Here is a 20,091-nt window from a genome sequence, read left to right as displayed (position 1 = left end):
GCACCGCACAAACATTTACCAGGCGAATGAAAAATTGTGAACCGGCAATGCCAGTTTCAAACGGGGCCGGGCCAAAAGTCCAGCAGAATCCGGAGAATCCCCTCACGGTCAGGGTGTTTGGCCGTGAGCCTGTCGGCAAGGGTGAGGTCTCCCAGTGCCGAATCCGCGGCCGGACTCAGGGAAACCGCGGTGCTGTGGCTCAAATCCCAGTCATTTTCGCGCGCCAGGTCCGCGAAAACCGCAGCCGTGCGAGGGGAGAAAAAGGTCAGAATGTCGATTTGGCGCGTGGCGAGCATTCGGGCCGTGTGGCTGTCGGGACGGGCGGGTCCCTGGCTGTAGATCTCCGCGGCGCGGGCGGGAATGCCCTGTGCTTTCAATGCGCCGGTGAGGTCGCCCGCGGCGTGCCTGCCGCGCACATGCAGCATTTCGCCGGCTGTGTGCTCGGTGACGGCCAGGCGGGTCAGGGCGTGGACGTCGCCATCGGCGGATTTGGCGGAGAAACCGGCCCTGCGGGCGGCGGCGGCGGTCATGGCGCCAACGCAGAGCGCGGGGATGCTGCGGTCCGGGGTGCGGGCCGCGAACTGCTCAACGCCGTTGGCGGAGGTGAAGAGAAGGTGTGTGATGCCGGTGAGGTCGAGTTCCCCGGGGACCGGTGCGATGGTCAGGAGGGGGGCGGTGACGATGCGGAACCGGCCGGGCGCCTCGGCCTCAAGCACGTCCGCGAAGGCGCGGGACTGGCGTTCGGGCCGGGTCAGGAGCAGGGTCGGGGGCTGCCGCACGGGGGCGTCCTTTGCGTTGCGCGGGGGTCTTATCCGGTGTTACCTGCGCCCGTGTTCAGGTGCAATCGGTTGGGAGTGGCATGGCGCGGGCGGTAACGGTTCTGGGTCTGGAAAGCAGTTGTGACGACACGGCCGCGGCGGTTGTGCGCGGCGTGCCGGGGCACACCGTGGGAGAGATTCTGGCCTCCGAGGTCTGGGGTCAGGACGGGCTGCACGCGGAGTTTGGCGGCGTGGTGCCGGAGATCGCGGCGCGCGCCCATGCGGAGCGGCTCGACGTGGTTGCGATGCGCGCGATGGAGGCCGCGGGTGTCGGCTTGAATGACATGGACGCGATTGCGGTGACGGCGGGGCCGGGGCTGATCGGTGGTGTGATGTCCGGCGTGATGTTCGCCAAGGGGTTGAGCGCGGGGTCGGGGTTGCCGCTCTATGGGATCAACCATCTGGCGGGGCATGTTCTCACGCCGCGGCTGGTGGAGGATGTGGCCTATCCGTATCTGATGCTGCTGGTCTCCGGGGGGCACTGCCAGTTTCTGGCGGTTGAGGGCCCGGACCGGTTTCGGCGCATGGGCGGGACGATTGACGATGCACCCGGTGAGGCGTTTGACAAGATTGCGCGGCTGCTGGGCCTGGCGCAGCCGGGTGGACCGGCGGTGGAGGCTGAGGCGAAGTCGGGTGACGGGGCGCGGTTTGGGTTTCCGCGACCCCTGCTGGACCGGCCGGGATGTGACCTCTCGTTTTCGGGGCTGAAGACCGCGGTGCGGCGGGCGCGGGATGCCCTGGTCGAGGAAAAGGGCGGGATCACGCGGGCGGACCGGGCGGATATCTGCGCCGGGTTTCAGGGCGCGGTGGTGGATGTTCTGGCGAAGAAAACCGCGCGGGCGCTCGATGCCTTTGCGGAGACACACGGGCCACGGGTTTTGGCGGTGGCTGGCGGTGTGGCGGCGAATGCGGCCATTCGCGGCGCGTTGCAGGAGATCGCGGCGGCAAAAGGGTTTGGCTGGTCGGCGCCGCCCCTGCGGCTCTGTACGGATAACGGCGCGATGATCGCCTGGGCGGCGGTGGAACGCATGGCGGTGAGCGGGCCGGATGATCTGACGCTGGCGGCGCGGCCGCGCTGGCCGCTTGATACGGAGGCGGTGCCGATGCTGGGCTCGGGCAAAAGGGGGGCCAAGGCATGATCGGGGTGATCGGTGCGGGCGCGTTTGGCACGGCCCTGGCGGCGGTGCAGGCCCAGGCGGGGCGCGACGTGGTTCTGTGGGGCCGGGATGGCGCGGTGCTGGAGACGGCGCGGGGCGATGGCGTGTCACCGAAGCTGCCCGGTGTGACCCTGCCGGAGGGGCTGCGGTTCAGCGATGATCTGGCGGACCTGGCCGGGGCGGAGGTTCTGCTCCTGGTGGTGCCGGCGCAGCAGACGCGGGTGTTCCTGGCAGAGCATGGCCTGGCCCTGCCGGACGTGCCGCTGGTTCTGTGTGCCAAGGGGATCGATGCGGAGAGCCTGCGGCTGCAGTCGGATGTGGCGGAGGAGGTTCTGCCCGGGCGGGTGCTGGCGGTTCTGACCGGACCTGGGTTTGCGGGCGAGATCGCGCGGGGTCTGCCCACGGCGCTGACGCTGGCCTGTGGCGAGCATGGGCTTGGGCCGGCGTTGCAGCATGATTTGTCGACGCCCCGGATGCGGCTTTACCTGACCGATGACGTGGTTGGCGCGCAGATTGGTGGCGCGCTGAAGAACGTGGTGGCGATTGCATGTGGCATGGTCGAGGGCGCGGGGCTGGGGGCCTCGGCCCAGGCGGCATTGATGACGCGGGGCTTCGCGGAGATGACGCGGCTTGCGGTGGCGATGGGGGCGGAGGCCACGACGCTCGCGGGGCTGTCGGGTCTGGGGGATCTGTCGCTGACGTGCAACTCGCGGCAGTCGCGGAATTTCTCGGCCGGTTATGCGATCGGCGCGGGCGAGGTTGTCGGTGACGGTACGGTCGAGGGTGTGGCTACGGCGCGGGCGGCACGGGATCTGGCCGGACGGTTTGGGGTCGAGATGCCGATTGCCGCGGCGGTTGCGGATGTCCTGGGTGGCGCGATGACGATGGAGGCCGCGATGGACGGGCTTCTGGCGCGGCCCTTGAAGGAGGAGTAAGGGTTTCTTCGCGCGATAAGCCGTGCCGACGGCGGGCCGGGGGGCGGCGCGGTTTTATGGTGGGGTTTGCTTCTTTGGGTGTCGGTAGGCGGTGACGTTGGAGGAGCGACGGCTCTGTGGGGCCGGTCCGTCGCTGGCACGGCGGGGTTTCACCCCTTGATTCCGTGCCGGTGGGATCGGGACGTTTTCGTTACCCCTGGGTCATGCCGGCGATCATGGCGGCGAGGGCTACGGCGTGGATGAGCATGATGGCGCGGTCATTCCAGAGGATGCCGACGGCGAACCAGCCTAGGACGCCGGCGAGGAAGAGGTAAAGGTTCCAGGGCGTGAGGCTGAAGGCGGTGGCCGCGTAGCCCAGGATCTGGATTACGGAGGCTATCCATTTCACGGCGAAGGTGATGCGGTCCCGGGTGGGCCGTGCGGCGGTGACGTTGGTGGTGTGGGACGACATGCTGTGGCCTCCGTTTGTGCGGTGTGGTGTTGAGGCCGATATACGCGCGGGCGGCGCGGTTTGCGCTTCAGAATTGATGTTTCGTGACTGCAGGAATACTACTGTCACATGGACAGACTTCCTCCCCTGAACGGATTGCGGGCCTTTGATGCAGCCGGGCGGTACCTGAATTTTCGGGCGGCGGCCGACCGGCTGGGGGTGACCCAGGGGGCGGTGGCGCAGCAGGTGCGGCAGCTGGAGGCGCATCTGGGAATGCCGCTGTTTGAGCGGTTGCCGAAGGGGCTTGCGTTTACCTCCGCGGGGCGGAGCTATCACGCGCGGGTGGCGGCGGCGTTTGAGGATCTGCGCATGGCGACCGAAGGGGTGATGGCCGAGCCCGACCGGGTGTCGGTCAGTCTGCCGCCCACATTTGCGGCGCGGTGGATGGTGCCAAATCTGGGCGAGTTTGCGGCGGCGCATCCGAATATCGAGCTGCGGGTGCTGTCCACGGAAAAGCTGTTGAGTTTTCATGCGGATGGCGTGGATGTGGTGGTGCGGCTGGGCCTGCCGCCGGCGGCGGCGACGCTGGATGTGGTGCGGCTGTTTCGTCAGAACGTGATTGTGGTGTGTTCGCCCAAAATCCTGGAGGGGCGGGGGTTGCCGCTGAGTGGTGAGGAACTGTTAGAGCTTCCGCGTCTGCATGACAGCCATGATGCCTGGCCGGAGTTTTTTGAGCGGCTTGGCCTGCGGGACCGGGGGCGGCGGGGGCTGCGCTTCAGCCAGGCGGCTCTGGCGGTGGATGCGGCCGTGGCGGGGCAGGGCGTGGCGCTGATCAGCCGGTTTCTGGTGGCACGGGAGCTTGCGGAGGGCAGTCTGGTGCAGGTGATGCCGCAGATCCTGGAGAGGCAGCAGAATTACTATCTGTTGGCGCAAAAGGGCCCGTCGCGCCGTCCGGCGGTCGAGGCGGTGTTTCAGTGGCTGAAATCGCGGGCTGAACCGGAGGCGTGAGGCGGTGCGCCCGCCGCGTCGGGAAATGTTCACCGGGGGGCGATTGACACTTTCACGATCAACCGATTGACTGACCCCATGACGCCGGCAGGGCGGGGAAAGGGCCAGGAGCCCGGTGACTGCCGGGGTCTGAAGATGGACGATTGAATCCTGACTTTACTGGAGGAAGAACCTTGAAACATCTGATTGGGAAGACCCTCGCGGGGGCGCTTGCCGTGGCACCGGTTGCGGTGACCGCGCAGGAGGCCGCGATTTATTCCGGGTCGGACCGGCATCACCCGGTCTGGGCGGAGAATGGCATGGTTGCGGCCCAGGAGGCTCTGGCGGCGCAGATCGGGCTCGATATTCTGGAGCAGGGGGGCAACGCGATGGATGCGGGTGTCGCGGTGGCTCTGGCGCTGGCGGTGACGTTGCCGCGGGCGGGCAACCTCGGGGGTGGCGGGTTCATGATCGTCCATGACGCCGAAAGCGGCGAGACCCGGGCGATTGACTACCGCGAGATGGCCCCCGCGACGGCGGACCGGGACATGTACCTGGATGAAAACGGCGACGCGGTGTCGGAACTGTCGCGCTTCCACGGCAAGGCCGTTGGCGTGCCGGGAACGGTTGCGGGCATGCAGATGGTGCTGGAGAAATATGGCACCATGACCCTGGCCGAGGTCATTCAGCCCGCGATTGATCTGGCGGAGAACGGGATCACGGTGACGGCGGACCTGGCCGACAGTCTGATCAACCTGGAAAGCCGTCTAAAGAAATGGCCGTCCTCGGAGGCGATCTTCTACAAGGAGGATGGCAGCTTCTATCAGCCCGGTGACACGCTGGTCCAGGCCGACCTGGCCGCGACCATGAAGCGGATTGCCGAGCAGGGCGTGGACGGGTTTTACACCGGTGAGACGGCCGAGAAGATCGCGGCCGCGGTGCAGGCCGGAGGCGGCGGCATGACCGTTGAGGACCTCGGCAATTACAAAGCCGTGGACCGGGAGCCGGTGACGGGTACGTACCGGGGCTATGAGATTGTCTCCATGCCGCCGCCGTCCTCGGGGGGTGTGCATATCGTGCAGATGCTCAACATCCTTGAGGAGTATCCAATCGGGTATCTGGGGCATAATTCCTCCGACACGATCCATCTGATGGCTGAGGCGATGAAATACGCCTATGCGGACCGGTCCGAGTATCTGGGCGATCCGGACTACGTGGATGTGCCGGTGGATGAGCTGACCTCGAAGGACTATGCGGCGTTCCTGCGCGGTCAGATCAGCCGCAACCACGCCATGCCGTCGAGCGGGATCAAGCCGGGTGATCTGGCGCCCTATGAGAGCGACCAGACCACGCATTTCTCGGTGGTGGACAAGGACGGCAACGCGGTCTCGAACACCTATACCATCAACTTCTCCTATGGTTCGGGCATGGTGGCCGATGGCACCGGGGTGTTGATGAACAACGAGATGGATGACTTCGCGGCCAAGCCGGGTGTGCCGAATGCCTATGGTCTGATCGGTGGCGACGCCAATGCGGTTGAGGCGGGCAAGCGGCCTCTGTCGTCCATGAGCCCGACCATCGTGAAGAAAGATGGTGAGGTGTTCCTGGTGACCGGTTCGCCCGGTGGTTCGCGGATCATCACGACCACGATGCAGGTGATCATGAACATGATCGACCATGGCATGAACGTGGCCGAGGCGACCCATGCGCCGCGCATCCATCACCAGTGGCTGCCCGATGAGATCCGTATTGAGGAAGGCATCAGCAACGACACCATCGCGAACCTGGAGGCGAAGGGTCACACGATCAGCCTTCAGGACGTCATGGGCTCGACCCAGTCGATCATGGTTGATGGTGAGGCCGGTCTGTTGCTTGGCTCGTCCGATCCGCGTCGCACGGGGGCTGCGACGGTCGGGTACTGATCCTGACGCTGTGATTTCCGGCCGCCGCTGTGGTGGCCGGGTGACGGACCGGGGTGCGATTGCGGCCCCGGTCCGAATCGTTCTAGATGGCGCGGAATTTTTTCCGGAGCACATGAATGAACTACTGGCTTTTCAAATCGGAAGCGTCGACCTGGAGCTGGGAACAGCAGATCGCCAAGGGCGAGGAGGGCGAGGAATGGGACGGGGTGCGGAACTACCAGGCCCGGAACAACATGCGTCAGATGAAGCTGGGGGATCTGGGGTTTTTCTATCTGTCTCAGAAGGAAAAATCGGTTGTGGGCGTGGTCGAGGTCTGTGCCGAGGCGCATCCGGACAGCACCACCGATGACGAGCGTTGGGAATGCGTGGACATCAAGGCGGTGGGGTCGTTTGAGCGGCCGGTCAGCCTGGATGACTGCAAGGGTGATCCGCGGCTGAGCGACATGGTTCTGGTCAACAACACCCGTCTTTCCGTTCAGCCGGTGACGCCGGAGGAGTGGAAGGTCGTGTGTGAGCTGGGTGGGTATAAGGGGTGAGGGTGTGTCCCTAATGTTAGGGACGGGTCTGTTTACGCGGGCGTCGACGTTTCCGCTTTTGAAACGAGGGCATCGCTGACCTCGGGGGGCGCGATAGCGCCTCCCATGGGGGAGGTCGGCGCTGCCCGGCGGTGCCGCCGGGCGGGAAGATTGAAGCGGCGCGACCTCTTTTCATAGCTTTGCCAACCACCCGGCCAGGGAGTCTGGTTCAGGCCAGCGCTGATGCCAAGCGGTCGAGGGTGGCTTTTTCGGCGTCGGAGACCTTAACGCCGCCGAAGCCAAGGAAACCGCCCTCGGTGCCGGCCTCGGCCACGTTGTTGGCAAGTTCATTGATCCAGGCGCGGAAGGCCTCGATCTCATCAGGGGTTTTCTGTGCCACGAGAGTCGAGATGGCGGCGAGTTCGAGCAGGGCGGCTTCGACAATTTCCTCGGGCTTCTTGCCCTTTACCTCGGAATGAAGGGCGTTTTTGGCCATGGTGCGGCCTTCGGAGGTCTGAAATTCGGCGATAATTTCGCCCACGAGGCCGCCGGGGGCGTTTTTATCGGTGATGGAACCCGCAACGGCGGTGCTTTCCTTGATGGCGCCCCAGAGTCCGCCTGGGTCGGCGGCGGTGACGGCGATGCCCGCGAGCATGGGTGCGCCAACGACGCGGGACCATTCCTCTTCAGTAAAGTTTTCACGTGACGTCATAATTCTCTCCCGGTACGCAGCGCTGAAAATTGCGCCGGACATCAAGACTATCCCAGGATTGCAATGATACAAACCACTGCGCGTTTGGTGTGAAATGAAAAATGGTCGGAAGAACGCCCCCCTCAAAGAGTTCTTCCGACCAATGTGTGCGGCCCGATAACCAATACCCGGGGTCGAAAAATACGGAACCACTGGAGGACCCCACCTCCACAATGGGTTCCGCTCTACGCCGATCATTTTCCGAGATCCCGAAGGCGCGCACTACCGCAGGTCCGAAGACCTTTGGTGCAACACAATCCACTGAAGGGGAATGCCAAGGGGGAAACGATGGTGATAAGCGGGCGTTTCTTGCCACAGCCATCGATTGGGCCAATATGGACGATTGGTCGTGAAAGTCAAGAATTTGATCCTGATAATTGTATGAAAATCAGAAGGTTAATCGGGCTTAACCACGATTGCTATTTTCCGGGTGACGGGGGCACCGTCATGTTGGCGCGGAAAGGGAATTTTAGTTTGTTCCTTCTACGTTCCCCGTTGGTGGGCACACAGGGTGTCGTGGGGAAATTCGAATGGTACTGCCGGATTACTTTGGGCGCGTGCGTGACGTGCTCCTGGAAATTCCTGGGGTCGAGGACGTTAAAGCCGTCCTCAAAAAGTCCCGTGCGGGTTCCGTTGTGAGTTCGGTCAATGCCGTGACGCTCGCGGTTGCGGTCTGGGGGAACCTCGGCAGCCCGTACCTGATGCTCTGGTGCCTGTTTACGCTTTCGATCAGCTATGTCTCCTACTACAGCACCAAACGGGCGCTGGCGCGTGAGGTCCGTGCGGTTTCGGCGCGTGGTACGCGGAAGATCGTGCTCTACACTTTTTGTGGTGGGCTGCCCTGGGGGATCATCGCATGTGGCGCGATCATCCATGGTGACGGGTATGATCAGATGATCACGTTCAGCGCCGCCACGGGAATGACCGCCGGTGCGACCTTCATGCTTCACAGGGTCACTTCGGCCTGTGTGAGCTATGCTGCCGGGGCCGTGCTGCCGCCGGTTTTGACCGGGCTGTTTGTCGCCTACTCCGCATACTGGCCCATTGCGGTCTTTGCCGTGATGTTTGTGGTGTACCTTACCATAGCCGCTCGAAAGTCCGGGAACACGGCGCGGGAGCGGGACCGGTCGGTGCACAGCCTGTCCGGTGCTTTGGACGAGGTGAAGGCGACCAAGGCGCGTATGACGCATATGGTCTATGTGGATCACACGACCGGAATGCCCAACCGCACGGCCTTTGTGGAGCGTCTGGCGGAAGAGGTCGCGAATGCGGAGAAAAACGCCTCCTGGTTTGCGGTTTTCATGCTCGATCTGGACCGGTTCAAGAACGTCAATGACACGCTGGGCCATGCGACCGGGGATCTGCTGTTGGCGGTGATCAGTTCCCGTCTGCGGGAGGTTTTGGCGGAGGAGATTTTCGTGGCCCGTCTGGGCGGTGACGAGTTTGCGGTGATCATTCCCGATGGGCCGACCGATGTTGATCTGGATACGACAGCCAGAAGCATAATCGACAAGGTCTGCGAGGTGGCGCAGCTTGAGGGGCGGCAGGTGTTCCCGGCGACGTCGGTGGGTGGCGCGCGCTATCCGGAGGATGGTGTGGATGCCGAGGAGATCCTGAAACGCGCGGACACGGCGCTCAAACGGGCCAAGGAGCTGGGGCGGGGGCAGTTTGTGCTGTTCAGCCCGGAGTTGAACCAGGAGATGGAGCGTACCACCTGGCTGGAAAGCGAGCTGCGCAAGGCGATCGACCGGGATGAGATTGAGGTGTTTTACCAGCCGAAGGTCGATATTTTCGCGGGACGGCTTGCCGGGGTGGAGGCTCTGGCGCGGTGGAACCACGAGGATGGGCGCATCTCGCCGGACGTGTTTTTCCCGGTGGCGGCCGATTGCGGCCTGTTGCCGCAGCTGACGCGGTCAATTCTGGCGCGCATCGCCGATGACATGCGGGCCTGGGACGAGGACGGTGTGAATGTGGGCCGGGTGGCGATCAACGTGCATCCGCTGGACCTGAAGACGCCCAATGAGCTGCTGGCCAATCTGCGCACGCTGATGGAGGCGGGGATTGATCCCAGATCCGTTGTGCTGGAAGTGACCGAGGGGTGCTTCGTCGGGCGCGGGACGGATTCGGCGCCGGTGGTGCTCGACACGATCAACGAGCTTGGTTTTGAGCTGTCGCTGGATGATTTCGGGACGGGGTATGCGTCCCTGTCGCATCTGCGCAAGCTGCCGGTGGCGGAGATCAAGATCGACAAGAGTTTTGTGGCCGGCATCTGCCGCAACCGTCCGGACCGGGCGATCGTGGCCGCGACCGTGGAACTGGCGCGGGGGATGGATCTGCGGGTTGTGGCCGAAGGTGTCGAGACCCGCGACCAGCTGGTGCAGCTGCGCGCCTTTGGGGTCGAGGTCGGTCAGGGCTATTACTGGTCACGGCCGGTGACGGCGAAAGAACTTGTGAGCGAGGCGCGTCACGGCATCTATTGCGGCGGCCAGCCGGTGCGAAAGGCCGCCGGAGGTGAGGACCACCACTGGTCCGGCCTGCCCTGACCCCTGGGTCAGGACCGGCCGTTTTGATGGGTCAGTACCGGTAGTGTTCCGGTTTGAAGGGGCCTTCGGGGGTGACGCCGATGTAGCTGGCCTGTTCCTCGCTGAGGGTTGAGAGCTTCACGCCGATTTTGGCGAGGTGCAGGCGGGCGACCTTTTCGTCCAGGTGTTTGGGCAGGACGTAGACCTCGTTTTTGTATTCGTCGCCTTTGGTGAACAGCTCGATCTGCGCCAGGACCTGGTTGGTGAAGGATGCTGACATCACGAAGGACGGGTGGCCGGTGGCGTTGCCGAGGTTGAGCAGGCGGCCTTCGGAGAGCAGGATGATGCGTTTCCCGTCGGGGAAGCCGATCATGTCCACCTGGTCCTTGATGTTGGTCCATTTGTGGTTTTTCAGCGACGCCACCTGAATTTCGTTGTCGAAATGGCCGATATTGCCGACGATGGCCATGTCTTTCATCTGACGCATGTGGTCGATGGTGATGACGTCGCGGTTGCCGGTGCAGGTGATGAAGATGTCGGCCTTTGAGCAGGCCTCGTTCATGTCCACGACCTCGAAGCCGTCCATTGCGGCCTGAAGGGCGCAGATGGGATCGACCTCGGTGACCTGGACGCGGGCGCCGGCGCCGCGCAGGGAGGCGGCGGAGCCTTTGCCCACATCGCCATAGCCAAGCACGACGGCGGTTTTGCCGGCCATCATGGTGTCGGTGGCGCGGCGGATGCCGTCCACGAGGGATTCCTTGCAGCCGTATTTGTTGTCAAATTTCGACTTGGTGACGCTGTCGTTCACGTTGATGGCCGGGAAGGGCAGGCGGCCGGCTTCCATGAGCTGGTAGAGGCGGTGGACGCCGGTGGTGGTTTCCTCGGAGACACCCTGGATTTTCTCGCGCTGCGCGACGAACCAGCCGGGGGAGCGGGCGAGGCGTTTGCGGATCTGGGCGAAGAAGGCGATTTCCTCGTCGGAGCCGGGGTTTTCGAGAAGTTCGGTTTCGCCTTCCTCGACCCGTGCGCCGATCAGGATGTACATGGTCGCGTCGCCGCCGTCGTCGAGGATCATGTTTGCACCCTCGTCGAAGTCGAAGATGCGGTCGGCGTAGTCCCAGTATTCCTCGAGCGTCTCGCCCTTCACGGCGAAGACCGGGACGCCGGAGGCGGCGATGGCGGCGGCGGCATGGTCCTGGGTGGAGAAGATGTTGCAGGACGCCCAGCGGACCTGAGCACCAAGCGCGGTGAGTGTCTCAATGAGCACAGCGGTCTGAATGGTCATGTGGAGCGAGCCCGCGATGCGCGCACCGGTCAGGGGTTTGCTGTCGCCAAACTCCTCGCGGAGGGCCATGAGGCCGGGCATTTCGGATTCGGCAATGTCCAGTTCCTTGCGTCCGAAGTCTGCAAGGGAAATGTCTTTGACGATATAATCTGCGGTCATGCGAGGTGCTCCATCGGGCAGCTACGGTGCGTTGCCGGTGGGCTTTATCAGTGCCGTATCAAAACGACAACCTACACGGTACCGGCCGGAGTCGGGAGCGCGTGCAGGTGTTTTTCCCTCAACTGGCCCGGCGCAGGGGCTCGGGCCCAGCGGTGGCGGTGTTCCTGCCGGTGTCGAATTCCTCAAGCAGGGCGGAGATGTGGCGCACCTGTTCGACGAGGGACACAGTGGCCTCGCTGGTGTCGTTGGCCATGTTGGCGTTGTGCTGGTTGCCGCGGTCGATTTCGGTGACGGAACCGTTGATCGCATCGAGGGTCAGGGCCTGTTCGCGGGTGGCCGTGACGATGGAGCCGATATGTTCGTTTATTTCGAGCACGCGGCCGGAGATGGTGCTGAGCGCGGTGCCGGTTGCGTCGACGAGGCCGACGCCGCTCTGGATCTGTTCGACGGAGCTGGAGATCAAGCTGCTGATTTCGCGGGAGGCGTCGGCGGCGCGTTGTGCAAGGTTGCGGACCTCCTGGGCGACCACGGCGAAACCGCGTCCGGCCTCACCGGCGCGGGCGGCCTCGACGCCCGCATTGAGGGCGAGAAGATTGGTCTGAAACGCGATGTCGTTGATGACCGTGATGATCTTGGAGATCTCGTTCGAGGAGGTGGTGATTTTCTCCATCGCTTCGATGGCGTCCCTGACCACGGCGCCGGATTTTTCGGCGTCGGTTTTTGTGCCGCTGACGAGTGAGCCCGCCTCGTCGGCGCGCTGGCTGGTTTCGCGGACGGTCTGGGTGATTTCCTCAAGGGCCGCGGCGGTGTTTTCGAGCGAGGCGACCTGCTCGGCGGAGCGGGAGGCAAGGCCGTCGGCGGATGAGCTGATTGTGGCGAGCTGGGCGTTGATGGTTTCAACCGACGAATCGATGCCGTCGATGGTGGAGGCCAGTTCCCCGAGAGCACCGTTAAAGTCGTCGCGGAGCTTGTGATAGGCTGGCGGCAGGTCGTCCGTGATGCGGAAGCCCAGCTGTTTGTGTGCGATGGCGTCGAGGGCCGCGCCGAAGCAGGATGTGACCTGTTCCTGTTCGCGGGCCTTGGCCTCGGCCTCGGCGCGTTTGGCTTTTTCGGCCTCCTCCGCGTAGACGGAGATCGCAATGTCCATGTCGAGGAACGCGGCCTTGACCACATTGGCAAGGGCGTAGGCGAAGTCGGCCGGACTGGAGGTGTCCGCGTGAGTGTCCTTACGCAGGAAGCCCTGTTTGGCGGGCTTTGCCGGTTTGGCGAAATGTTCCTCGATGGCTGAGCGGATCAGATGTTCGACGATGAGGGAGTACCCCTCGATGTACCAGCGGGGCTCGAGGCCGATTTTGGCGTGGACCTCTCCGATTTTGGTGACGTTTCTGAGGTAGTCGTCGCCGAAATCACCGTTGAGGATGTTGGTCCAGTGGCTGGCCTGGGCCCGTTGCGCGCGACCGATCTGGGCGTCGCCGGCGAAGAAGCGGCTGACCTCGGGGGTGGCGCGAAGGGTTTCGTAGAATTTTTCGAGGCCGCGCGGGACTTCCCGCCCCAACAGAGGGGCAAGCGTGCGGATGGATGCGCTGGCCCGTTCGTCGATACCCATGAATTCGAGACGTTTTTCCATACCACCGGAACGCTGTTTGAAGTCGGACTCACTGTTGGTACTCGTGGACATGGTCGCCTCTGCGGTTGCTGCGGTTCTGGAACGACGTTTGGTTTAATATGTAATGGACTGTGGAAAACCTATTGAGCTTATTGGTGGATTTTTTCTTAAGGGCTCAAATTAGATACCGGTTCATTACGGTTTCGCGCAGGGTGCCGCGGTACTGGACAACCCGGCGGGTGTCGGTCTAGTCAGCCTTCTGCGGACATTTTCGAGGGATGTATCTTGGCGAAGCGGGCCTGGCAGCGGATGTTATCGGGACGGCGGCTGGATCTGTTGGATCCGTCACCGCTGGACGTGGAAATTGAGGACATCGCCCATGGCCTCGCCTTTGTGGCGCGGTGGAACGGGCAGACATCGGGGGAGTATCCCTATTCGGTGGCGGAGCATTCGCTGCTGGTTGAGGAGATTTTCCGGGCCGCGAACCCGACGGCGGGGCCGCGATGGTGTCTGGCGGCGTTGCTGCATGACGCGCCGGAATACGTGATCGGCGACATGATCTCGCCGGTGAAGGCGGCGGTGGGCGCGGATTATGCCGAGCTCGATGACCGGTTGACGGCGGCGGTGCATGTGCGCTTCGGGCTGCCACCGGTTCTGCCCAAGGGGATCAAGGCGAAGATCAAGCGGGCGGACCGGATGTCCGCGTGGATGGAGGCGGTGCAGATTGCGGGCTTTACCCATGCGGAGGCCAACCGGTTCTTCACCGCGCCGAAGCCCGAGGAGATCGCGGCAATGCCACTCAGGCTGCGGGCGCCGTCCGAGACGCGGGCGGGGTTTGTAGCGCGTCATGGTGAGCTGTTGGCGGAGATTGAGGCGGCATCGGGGGCCTGAGCGCCGCCGCTTTGCCCTTGACCTGCGCGTGAGGCTGCACCACCTGTAGCACGAAACCGGCGCGGGTGTTAGTTTGCCGCGCCATGAGAACGCTGACGGGGACCGATTCACATGGAAATCAATCTGACACCGCCTGATACGGCCGATCTGATCAAGGACAGCAGTGAGGCGACATTCATGGCTGATGTTGTCGAGGCGTCCCGTGAGGTTCCGGTCATCGTTGATTTCTGGGCGCCGTGGTGTGGCCCGTGCAAAACGCTTGGTCCCGCGCTTGAGGCGGCGGTGACGGCGGCGCGGGGCAAGGTGAAGATGGTCAAGGTCGATGTGGACCAGAACCAGCGCATCGCCGCGCAGATGCAGATCCAGTCAATTCCGGCCGTGTTTGCCTTTGTCAACGGTCAGCCTGTGGACGGTTTTATGGGCGCGAAGAGCCCGGCGGAACTGAAGGCGTTTGTCGAGAAGCTCGCATCCATGAGCAATGGCGGCGGTGGCGGTCTGGAAGAGGCCGTGGAGGCCGCGGATGAGATGCTGGCCGAGGGTGCGATTGCGGATGCGGCGCAGACCTATTCGGCCATTCTGGCGGAAGACAAGGAAAACCTCGGCGCGATTTCGGGCATGGCGAAAGCGTATATCGCCATGGAGGACCTGGAGCGGGCGAAATCCATTCTGGAGATGGCGCCGGCGGACAAGCAGGGTGATCCGCTGATCGCGGGTGTTCTGGCACAGATCGAACTGGCCGAAGCCGGGGCCGATGCCGGAGAGACGGCGGAGCTGGAGCGGGCGCTGGAAGCTGATCCGAACAACCACCAGGCGCGGTTTGATCTGGCGATTGCCTATATGGCGAAGGACAAACCGGAAGAGGCGGTTGAGGCTCTGCTCGAACTGTTCCGGCGGGATCGCGAGTGGAATGACGCGGCGGCCAAGGAACAGCTGTTCAAGATATTTGACAGTCTGGGGCCAAAAAGCGACCTTGCGAAGAACGGGCGGCGGAAACTGTCCTCACTGATTTTCGCCTGACCGGACCGAAACACCGACCCGGAGGACACCGTTCCGTATGGTAAAAACGTTCAGCTTGGCCGATCTGCCCGCGACCATTCCGGTTTTTCCCCTGCCTGGGGCGCTTCTTCTGCCCCATGCCAGACTGCCGCTGAACATTTTTGAGCCGCGTTACCTCGCGTTGCTGGAGGACACGTTCAAGACGGATGACCGTCTGATCGGGATGGTTCAGCCGCTGGCCCATCAGAAGGAGGGGTCAACGCCGGCCCTGCACCGGATTGGATGTGCAGGGCGGGTGACGGCGATGCAGGAAACCGAGGACGGGCGGTATCTGGTGACGCTGGCGGGCATTTCGCGGTTTCGCATCCGGGAAGTTGAGGACGGGTTTCGCCCCTATCTGCGCTCGAGTGTCGACTGGTCGGATTTTGAGCGCGATCTGGGGCGGGAGCCGCCGGATGAGGGGTTTGACCGTCCGGCGTTTTTGCGGTCGCTGTCGAAGTATTTTGAGAAGAACCGGCTGTCGTCCGACTGGGACGCCATGAAGGAGGCGGATGAGGAGTTGCTGATCAACTCCCTCGCCATCATGTGCCCGTTTGAGCTTGAGGAAAAGCAGGCGCTGCTGGAGGCGCCGACGCTCGCGGACCGGCGGGAGATCCTGGTGACGCTGATGGAATTTGCCGTGCGCGGCGGTGGGGATGACGGGAAGGTTCAGTGAGCGAAACGGACGACGACGTGCCGGCGGAAACGCGGGTGGGGAACAGGATTGACCGGAAGCTTTTGGAGTTTCTGGTGTGTCCGCTGACCCGTGGGCCTCTGGTCTATGATTTTGAGAACCAGGAATTGATTTCCAAGGGCGCCAACCGGGCGTTTCCCATTCGCAACGGTATTCCCGTGATGCTGGTCGAGGAGGCCAGGATTCTCGACGACTGAGTGGTGCGGCCTGCCGCCCGCGTGGCCGGCGGCAGGTGGCGTGATCAGGCGGAGAGTTTGAAGTCTTCCGCGTCGTCGTCCTGTTCGGTTTCGACCGTTTCCATCTCCGTTTCCGGTTCCTCTGCGACGAGACCGGCGGCGCAGGTGAAGTAGGCGACGAGCTGGGTCAGTTCCTCAAGCTGGCGGTTGAGGTGTTTGGCCTGGCTTGAGCTTTCCTCGGCGATCTGGGCGTTGCGCTGGGTGGTTTCATCGAGGTGGCCGACGGCGGAAGAGATTTCCTTGACCTTGTCGGACTGGTCGATGGTCTGTTCCGAGATCTGTTTGACGGCGCCGGTTACGATTTCGATGGTCTCGATGATGCCGTCGAGGGATTCACCGGCCTGTTTAACGAGGCTGCTGCCCTCGTCCACGCTGGCGGTGTTGTTGCCGATGACGGTTTTGATGTCGCTGGCGGCCTCGGCCGAGCGCTGGGCGAGGGCCCGGACCTCGGAGGCGACCACGGCGAAGCCCTTGCCGCTTTCACCGGCGCGGGCGGCCTCGACGGAGGCGTTGAGAGCGAGCAGATTGGTCTGGAAGGCGATGTTGTCGATCATCGAAATGATGTCGGCGATTTTGTTGGAGCCTTCCTGAATGTTGTCCATGGCGCTGACGGCGCGCGCCACGACGCCCTTGCCGTTCTCGGCTTTCTGCTGGGCCTCATTGGCGCGTTCGGCGGAGGTGGCGACGTTTTTGGCGTTGGCCGTGACCGCGTCGGAGAAGTCGCGCATGGTGGCGTTGGTTTCCTCGAGCGAGGCCGCCTGCATTTCGGCGCGGTTGGCGAGGTCGGTGGAGGCGTGGTTCACGTTGGAGACCGCGGTTCCGATCTCGTCATTGACGATGCTCAGGCGCCCGATGGTGGAGTTGAGGGTTTTCACGGTGGAGGTCAGAGCCTGCTTCACCACCGCGTACTGGCCGTTGAACTGGCCGTCAAAGGTCACGGTGAGGTCACCGCGGGCGACGGACTGGGCGACCTTTTCGGTTTCATCGAGGAAGCTTGAGACCTTCTCGCAGACGGTGTTGAGCGTTTCCGCGAGGCTGTTGAGGACAGGTTCGCTGAAATTGGCCTCAACCCGTTTGGAGAAGTCGCCCACGAGGATGGCCTTGGCGACGTTGCCGGCGCCGGTGTCGAGGGTGTTTAGCATTTTCTCCCGCTCGGCGGCGGCCTGTTCGATGGCTGCGCGTTCGCGGGCCTCGGCGGCTTTGGCGTCGTCGAGTTTTTTGCGGAAGGCCTCGGTCTGGCGGGCCATGGAGCCGATTTCGTTGCCGCTGGAGAGGTGGGGGACATCGACGTCATAGTGGCCCGCGCCCATTTCCTGCATGACGCCGTTCAGGTCGTTCACGGGTTTTACGACGAGGCGGTTGACGAGGGGCATGGAGACCGCCGCCGCGACGGCCGCGATGATCAGGCCGCCGATTGTCAGGGCGATGATCTGTTTCACGCTCTGTGCGTTCATTGCGGCTTTGGACCACTGGACGGAGACCATGCCGACCGTGTCGTTGTTTTTGCCGAAGGTGGCGGGGGCTACGACGAGGGTCGTGTCGCCTGCTGCCGCTTCAGGGCTGGTGGGGATCACGGTGCCCTCGGGCAGATCGGCGGGGAGGTGGGCAACCACGTTGCCCTCGGCGTCGGTGGCGGCGATCCAGGTGACATCCTCCCCGAAGCTGCCGGCGAAGCTCTCAAACGAGCCCAGAAGGTCTTCGGACTTGCGGAACTTGACCGCGCCGCCAACCGTGCTGGCGAGCAGTTCGGTGGAGACGCTGGAGCGGCTGTCGAAGGCCGCGCCAATTGCCTGGCGTTCCTGCCATGAGGAATAGGCGGTGAGAGTAACGACGGACGTCAGTATCGCGGATACGATCACGAGGATCAGCGTCTTTCCGAGGCCGAACCCGGCGTCACTCCGTTTCCTGGGTAGTCTAACCATGGTACTCTCTCCGTACTTGGATTACTCGAGCAGTTCGAGGTTGATGCCGAAGGTGGCCGCGCCGATGACCTCGGCGGTGTCGGGGTCGGTTATCGCGACCGAGACGGTTCTCTGGAAAGCGAGCGAGCTTTCGTCGAGTTCAACCTGACCGATGTAGATTGAGTCCGCTCCGTTGCCGAAGCTTTGCGTGAAATGGACCTCGTCACCCTGCCAGTAGTCGGTGGTGACCGCGCTTTGGGCGACGTTGAGGCCGCGTTTGTCCATGATGAAGGCTTCGGTCACGAGACCGCGGCTTGAGGCCTGGAGTTCCGCGAGATGGATCGAGGCGGAGCGTTTCAGCACGTCCTGGATCAGGTCGTTTTCCGGGGCGTCAATGCCGGAGCGCCATTTGCGGTCGAGTGCCGCGATGTCCTCTTCGGTCAGGTTGAGGGTGGCCGCGTTCTGGTGTCTGAGTGTCTCGATGACGCTTTCGTCGTAAACCCAGTCGAGAAGTTCGGTTGTGACGAGGTCCTCAAGACGTTCGCCATAGGCGTCCGCGTGGGCGGTGTACACCGTGGCAAGGGCGCAGGCTGCCGCCAGGGAGGCAAACAAACCGAATTTCATGTGGGTCTCCTGATCATCCGTGACTTAACCGCATGGAACCGTCTAAGTATGGTTAGTGGTCCGTGTGCGTTAAGTATCAATAAACCGTGTTATGTTTTCTGCCCAAAAATTGTCTAAAATCTGGGCGAATTCCGGTTTTTAGGGGGTGTGTTGGCCGGTTTTTCGGAGTTTGGTTACTTTAGTATTTCCAAAATACAGGCAGGTATTTCCAGGCCACGGGCGTTTGTGCCGGTGGATTGCCCGCGGACGCACTCGCCCACGGGCTTTGGATGGTGTGATCTTACTCGAGCATTTCGAGATTGATGCCGAAGGTGGCCGCGCCGATGACCTCGTTGCTGTCGGGGTCGGCGATGGCGACGGAAACCTGGCTCTGGTAGGTCTGCGAGCTCTCGTCGAGTTCGACCTCACCGATATGGATGGCGCCGGCGCCGTTGCCGAAGCTCTGCTGGAACTTGTCCTCGTCACCCTGCCAGTAGTCGGAGGTGACGGCGCTCTGGGCGACGTTCAGGCCACGGTTGTCCATAACGAAGACCTCGGTGACGAGGCCCTGGCTGGCTTCCTGTTTCTCGGCGAGGTGGACGGAAGCGGTGCGGGAGAGAACGCCGTCGATCATCGTGGTGCTGGACGAGCCGACCTCGGCGCGCCAGGTCTGGTCCATGCCGTCGATGTCGCTCTGCGTGAGGCCGGCGTGCTCCTCGTTCTGGGCTTTCAGGGCGCTGATGAGTTCGGGGTCATTCAGCCAGCCGAGCAGTTCGGCCTCAACAAGGGATTTCAGCTGGTCGTCATACTCACTGGCGTTTGCCATGGGGCTGAATGCCGCGATGCAGGCGGTGGCTGCGGCGGCTACCAAGCGAAACTTCATTGGGTGTCTCCTGATCCTTGAGGGGGAAGCAAAGGCGTTTTTGCCGGTATTGCCCGCAGGTAAAGGTCAGGTCCGTTAAGTATCCTTGAATCAGAACATTTGTAATTACATGAGTTTGACTAAAAAACGAGCATAAGCGTACTCGCCGGTTCTACCCGGTCTGACCCTCCAGTTCGGTCAGGTAGGTGATGATTGCCTTTGCGCTGTCGGAATTCCAGTCGGCACCACCGGTGAGGCGGCCGATTTCCTGGCCCTCGCGGTTGACGAGAATGGTGACGGGAAGGCCGCGCACATGGGTGGCCTGGGCCAGTTTGCTTTTGGGGTCGAGCCGGGTGGCCAGTGCGGTGATGCCGTATTCCTCGTTGAAGCGGTCGATCCCGGCGAGGTCGTTGCGGCCGGTGGCGATGGCGATGACCTCAAACTCGGGCCCGCCCATGTCCTGCTGGAGCGCGTCGAGGGAGGGTTTTTCGACGCGGCAGGGGGCGCACCAGGTCGCCCAGAAGTTTACGAGACGGATGCTGCCGTTGGACTCGGAGATCCGGATCTCGCCGCCATCCTTGTCGAGGTAGGGCTCGGCGGGCAGGTCCTCGGGTTCCGAATGCACGATGAGTTTGCGCATTTCGCCCTCGCGCAGGGCCTCGACCTCGGTTTTCTGATCGGGGGTCAGCACCTGTGCCGTGGCAGGGTTTGCGAAGGCGGCCAGCCCGGTGTAGAGCATGGCGCAAATCAGGGTGGACAGACGGTTCATTCGGACTTTCCCG

The 20,091-nt window shown here is 63.1% G+C and carries 19 protein-coding genes; 10 read left to right on the top strand and 9 right to left on the bottom strand.

Features of this window, described 5'->3' with window-relative positions; translation table 11 throughout:
- Nucleotides 1-56: 56 nt before the first annotated feature.
- Entirely contained in the window at nt 57-779 is a 723-nt protein-coding gene (locus tag ACP15P_RS11150; protein ID WP_424928535.1) for a uroporphyrinogen-III synthase, read from the bottom strand.
- Between the two features lie 80 nt (nt 780-859).
- Here ACP15P_RS11150 and tsaD point away from each other — a divergent pair, with 80 nt between their 5' ends.
- Together tsaD and ACP15P_RS11140 are read left to right on the top strand one after the other, a co-directional pair.
- Nucleotides 860-1,957, top strand: a complete 1,098-nt coding sequence (tsaD, locus tag ACP15P_RS11145; RefSeq protein WP_424928534.1) for a tRNA (adenosine(37)-N6)-threonylcarbamoyltransferase complex transferase subunit TsaD — start codon at nt 860-862, stop codon at nt 1,955-1,957.
- Nucleotides 1,954-2,910, top strand: a complete 957-nt coding sequence (locus ACP15P_RS11140) for an NAD(P)H-dependent glycerol-3-phosphate dehydrogenase (protein ID WP_424928533.1) — start codon at nt 1,954-1,956, stop codon at nt 2,908-2,910. The genes tsaD and ACP15P_RS11140 overlap by 4 nt, the downstream gene beginning before the upstream one ends.
- Nucleotides 2,911-3,100: 190 nt before the next feature.
- Here the strand turns inward: ACP15P_RS11140 and ACP15P_RS11135 are convergent, their stop codons facing one another.
- Nucleotides 3,101-3,361, bottom strand: coding sequence for a DUF6552 family protein (locus ACP15P_RS11135; protein WP_424928532.1), 261 nt, complete (start codon nt 3,359-3,361; stop codon nt 3,101-3,103).
- 108 nt (nt 3,362-3,469) lie between these two features.
- On the opposite strand from ACP15P_RS11135, the gene ACP15P_RS11130 reads away from it, so the two are divergent.
- The 3 genes from ACP15P_RS11130 (at nt 3,470) to ACP15P_RS11120 (ending at nt 6,785) form a co-directional block, all read left to right on the top strand.
- A complete protein-coding gene (locus ACP15P_RS11130; protein ID WP_424928531.1) occupies nt 3,470-4,348 on the top strand; it encodes a LysR substrate-binding domain-containing protein in 879 nt (292 codons plus the stop codon).
- Nucleotides 4,349-4,521: 173 nt separating this feature from the next.
- Nucleotides 4,522-6,249 carry a gamma-glutamyltransferase gene (ggt, locus tag ACP15P_RS11125; protein ID WP_424928530.1) on the top strand — a complete coding sequence of 576 codons (1,728 nt, stop codon included), beginning with the start codon at nt 4,522-4,524 and terminating at the stop codon, nt 6,247-6,249.
- A 116-nt stretch (nt 6,250-6,365) separates the two neighbouring features.
- Nucleotides 6,366-6,785, top strand: a complete 420-nt coding sequence (locus tag ACP15P_RS11120; protein WP_424928529.1) for an EVE domain-containing protein — start codon at nt 6,366-6,368, stop codon at nt 6,783-6,785.
- Between the two features lie 208 nt (nt 6,786-6,993).
- Here ACP15P_RS11120 and ACP15P_RS11115 read toward each other — a convergent pair whose 3' ends face one another.
- On the bottom strand, nt 6,994-7,476 hold the full coding sequence (locus ACP15P_RS11115; protein WP_424928528.1) for a hypothetical protein: 483 nt from the start codon (nt 7,474-7,476) through the stop codon (nt 6,994-6,996).
- A 569-nt stretch (nt 7,477-8,045) separates the two neighbouring features.
- On the opposite strand from ACP15P_RS11115, the gene ACP15P_RS11110 reads away from it, so the two are divergent.
- A complete protein-coding gene (locus ACP15P_RS11110; RefSeq protein WP_424928527.1) occupies nt 8,046-10,058 on the top strand; it encodes a putative bifunctional diguanylate cyclase/phosphodiesterase in 2,013 nt (670 codons plus the stop codon).
- A gap of 31 nt (nt 10,059-10,089) precedes the next feature.
- Here the strand turns inward: ACP15P_RS11110 and ahcY are convergent, their stop codons facing one another.
- Both ahcY and ACP15P_RS11100 read right to left on the bottom strand, forming a co-directional pair.
- Complete coding sequence (gene ahcY / locus ACP15P_RS11105; RefSeq protein WP_424928526.1) at nt 10,090-11,481, bottom strand: adenosylhomocysteinase; 1,392 nt, start codon at nt 11,479-11,481, stop codon at nt 10,090-10,092.
- 118 nt (nt 11,482-11,599) lie between these two features.
- Nucleotides 11,600-13,159 carry a globin-coupled sensor protein gene (locus tag ACP15P_RS11100; protein WP_424928525.1) on the bottom strand — a complete coding sequence of 520 codons (1,560 nt, stop codon included), beginning with the start codon at nt 13,157-13,159 and terminating at the stop codon, nt 11,600-11,602.
- A gap of 237 nt (nt 13,160-13,396) precedes the next feature.
- On the opposite strand from ACP15P_RS11100, the gene ACP15P_RS11095 reads away from it, so the two are divergent.
- The 4 genes from ACP15P_RS11095 (at nt 13,397) to ACP15P_RS11080 (ending at nt 15,904) form a co-directional block, all read left to right on the top strand.
- Nucleotides 13,397-13,978 carry an HD domain-containing protein gene (locus tag ACP15P_RS11095; protein ID WP_424928661.1) on the top strand — a complete coding sequence of 194 codons (582 nt, stop codon included), beginning with the start codon at nt 13,397-13,399 and terminating at the stop codon, nt 13,976-13,978.
- A gap of 111 nt (nt 13,979-14,089) precedes the next feature.
- Nucleotides 14,090-14,995 carry a thioredoxin gene (gene trxA / locus ACP15P_RS11090; RefSeq protein WP_424928524.1) on the top strand — a complete coding sequence of 302 codons (906 nt, stop codon included), beginning with the start codon at nt 14,090-14,092 and terminating at the stop codon, nt 14,993-14,995.
- 37 nt (nt 14,996-15,032) lie between these two features.
- Complete coding sequence (locus ACP15P_RS11085; RefSeq protein ID WP_424928523.1) at nt 15,033-15,689, top strand: LON peptidase substrate-binding domain-containing protein; 657 nt, start codon at nt 15,033-15,035, stop codon at nt 15,687-15,689.
- On the top strand, nt 15,686-15,904 hold the full coding sequence (locus ACP15P_RS11080; RefSeq protein ID WP_424928522.1) for a Trm112 family protein: 219 nt from the start codon (nt 15,686-15,688) through the stop codon (nt 15,902-15,904). Before ACP15P_RS11085 ends, ACP15P_RS11080 begins: the two co-directional genes overlap by 4 nt.
- A gap of 44 nt (nt 15,905-15,948) precedes the next feature.
- Here ACP15P_RS11080 and ACP15P_RS11075 read toward each other — a convergent pair whose 3' ends face one another.
- The 4 genes from ACP15P_RS11075 to ACP15P_RS11060 form a co-directional block, all read right to left on the bottom strand.
- Nucleotides 15,949-17,865: a methyl-accepting chemotaxis protein gene (locus tag ACP15P_RS11075; protein WP_424928521.1), complete on the bottom strand. Its 1,917-nt coding sequence runs from the start codon at nt 17,863-17,865 to the stop codon at nt 15,949-15,951.
- 21 nt (nt 17,866-17,886) lie between these two features.
- Nucleotides 17,887-18,468, bottom strand: coding sequence for a hypothetical protein (locus ACP15P_RS11070; protein WP_424928520.1), 582 nt, complete (start codon nt 18,466-18,468; stop codon nt 17,887-17,889).
- 280 nt (nt 18,469-18,748) lie between these two features.
- On the bottom strand, nt 18,749-19,330 hold the full coding sequence (locus ACP15P_RS11065) for a hypothetical protein (protein ID WP_424928519.1): 582 nt from the start codon (nt 19,328-19,330) through the stop codon (nt 18,749-18,751).
- Nucleotides 19,331-19,481: 151 nt separating this feature from the next.
- Nucleotides 19,482-20,078: a TlpA disulfide reductase family protein gene (locus ACP15P_RS11060; RefSeq protein ID WP_424928518.1), complete on the bottom strand. Its 597-nt coding sequence runs from the start codon at nt 20,076-20,078 to the stop codon at nt 19,482-19,484.
- Between the last annotated feature and the right edge of the window lie 13 nt (nt 20,079-20,091).

Origin of the sequence: Amaricoccus tamworthensis, from assembly GCF_049800875.1 — a bacterium.
Taxonomy (GTDB): Bacteria; Pseudomonadota; Alphaproteobacteria; order Rhodobacterales; family Rhodobacteraceae; genus Amaricoccus; species Amaricoccus tamworthensis.
The sequence above is the reverse complement of the archived record's forward strand: the minus strand, read 5'-3'. Positions and strand labels throughout refer to the sequence as shown.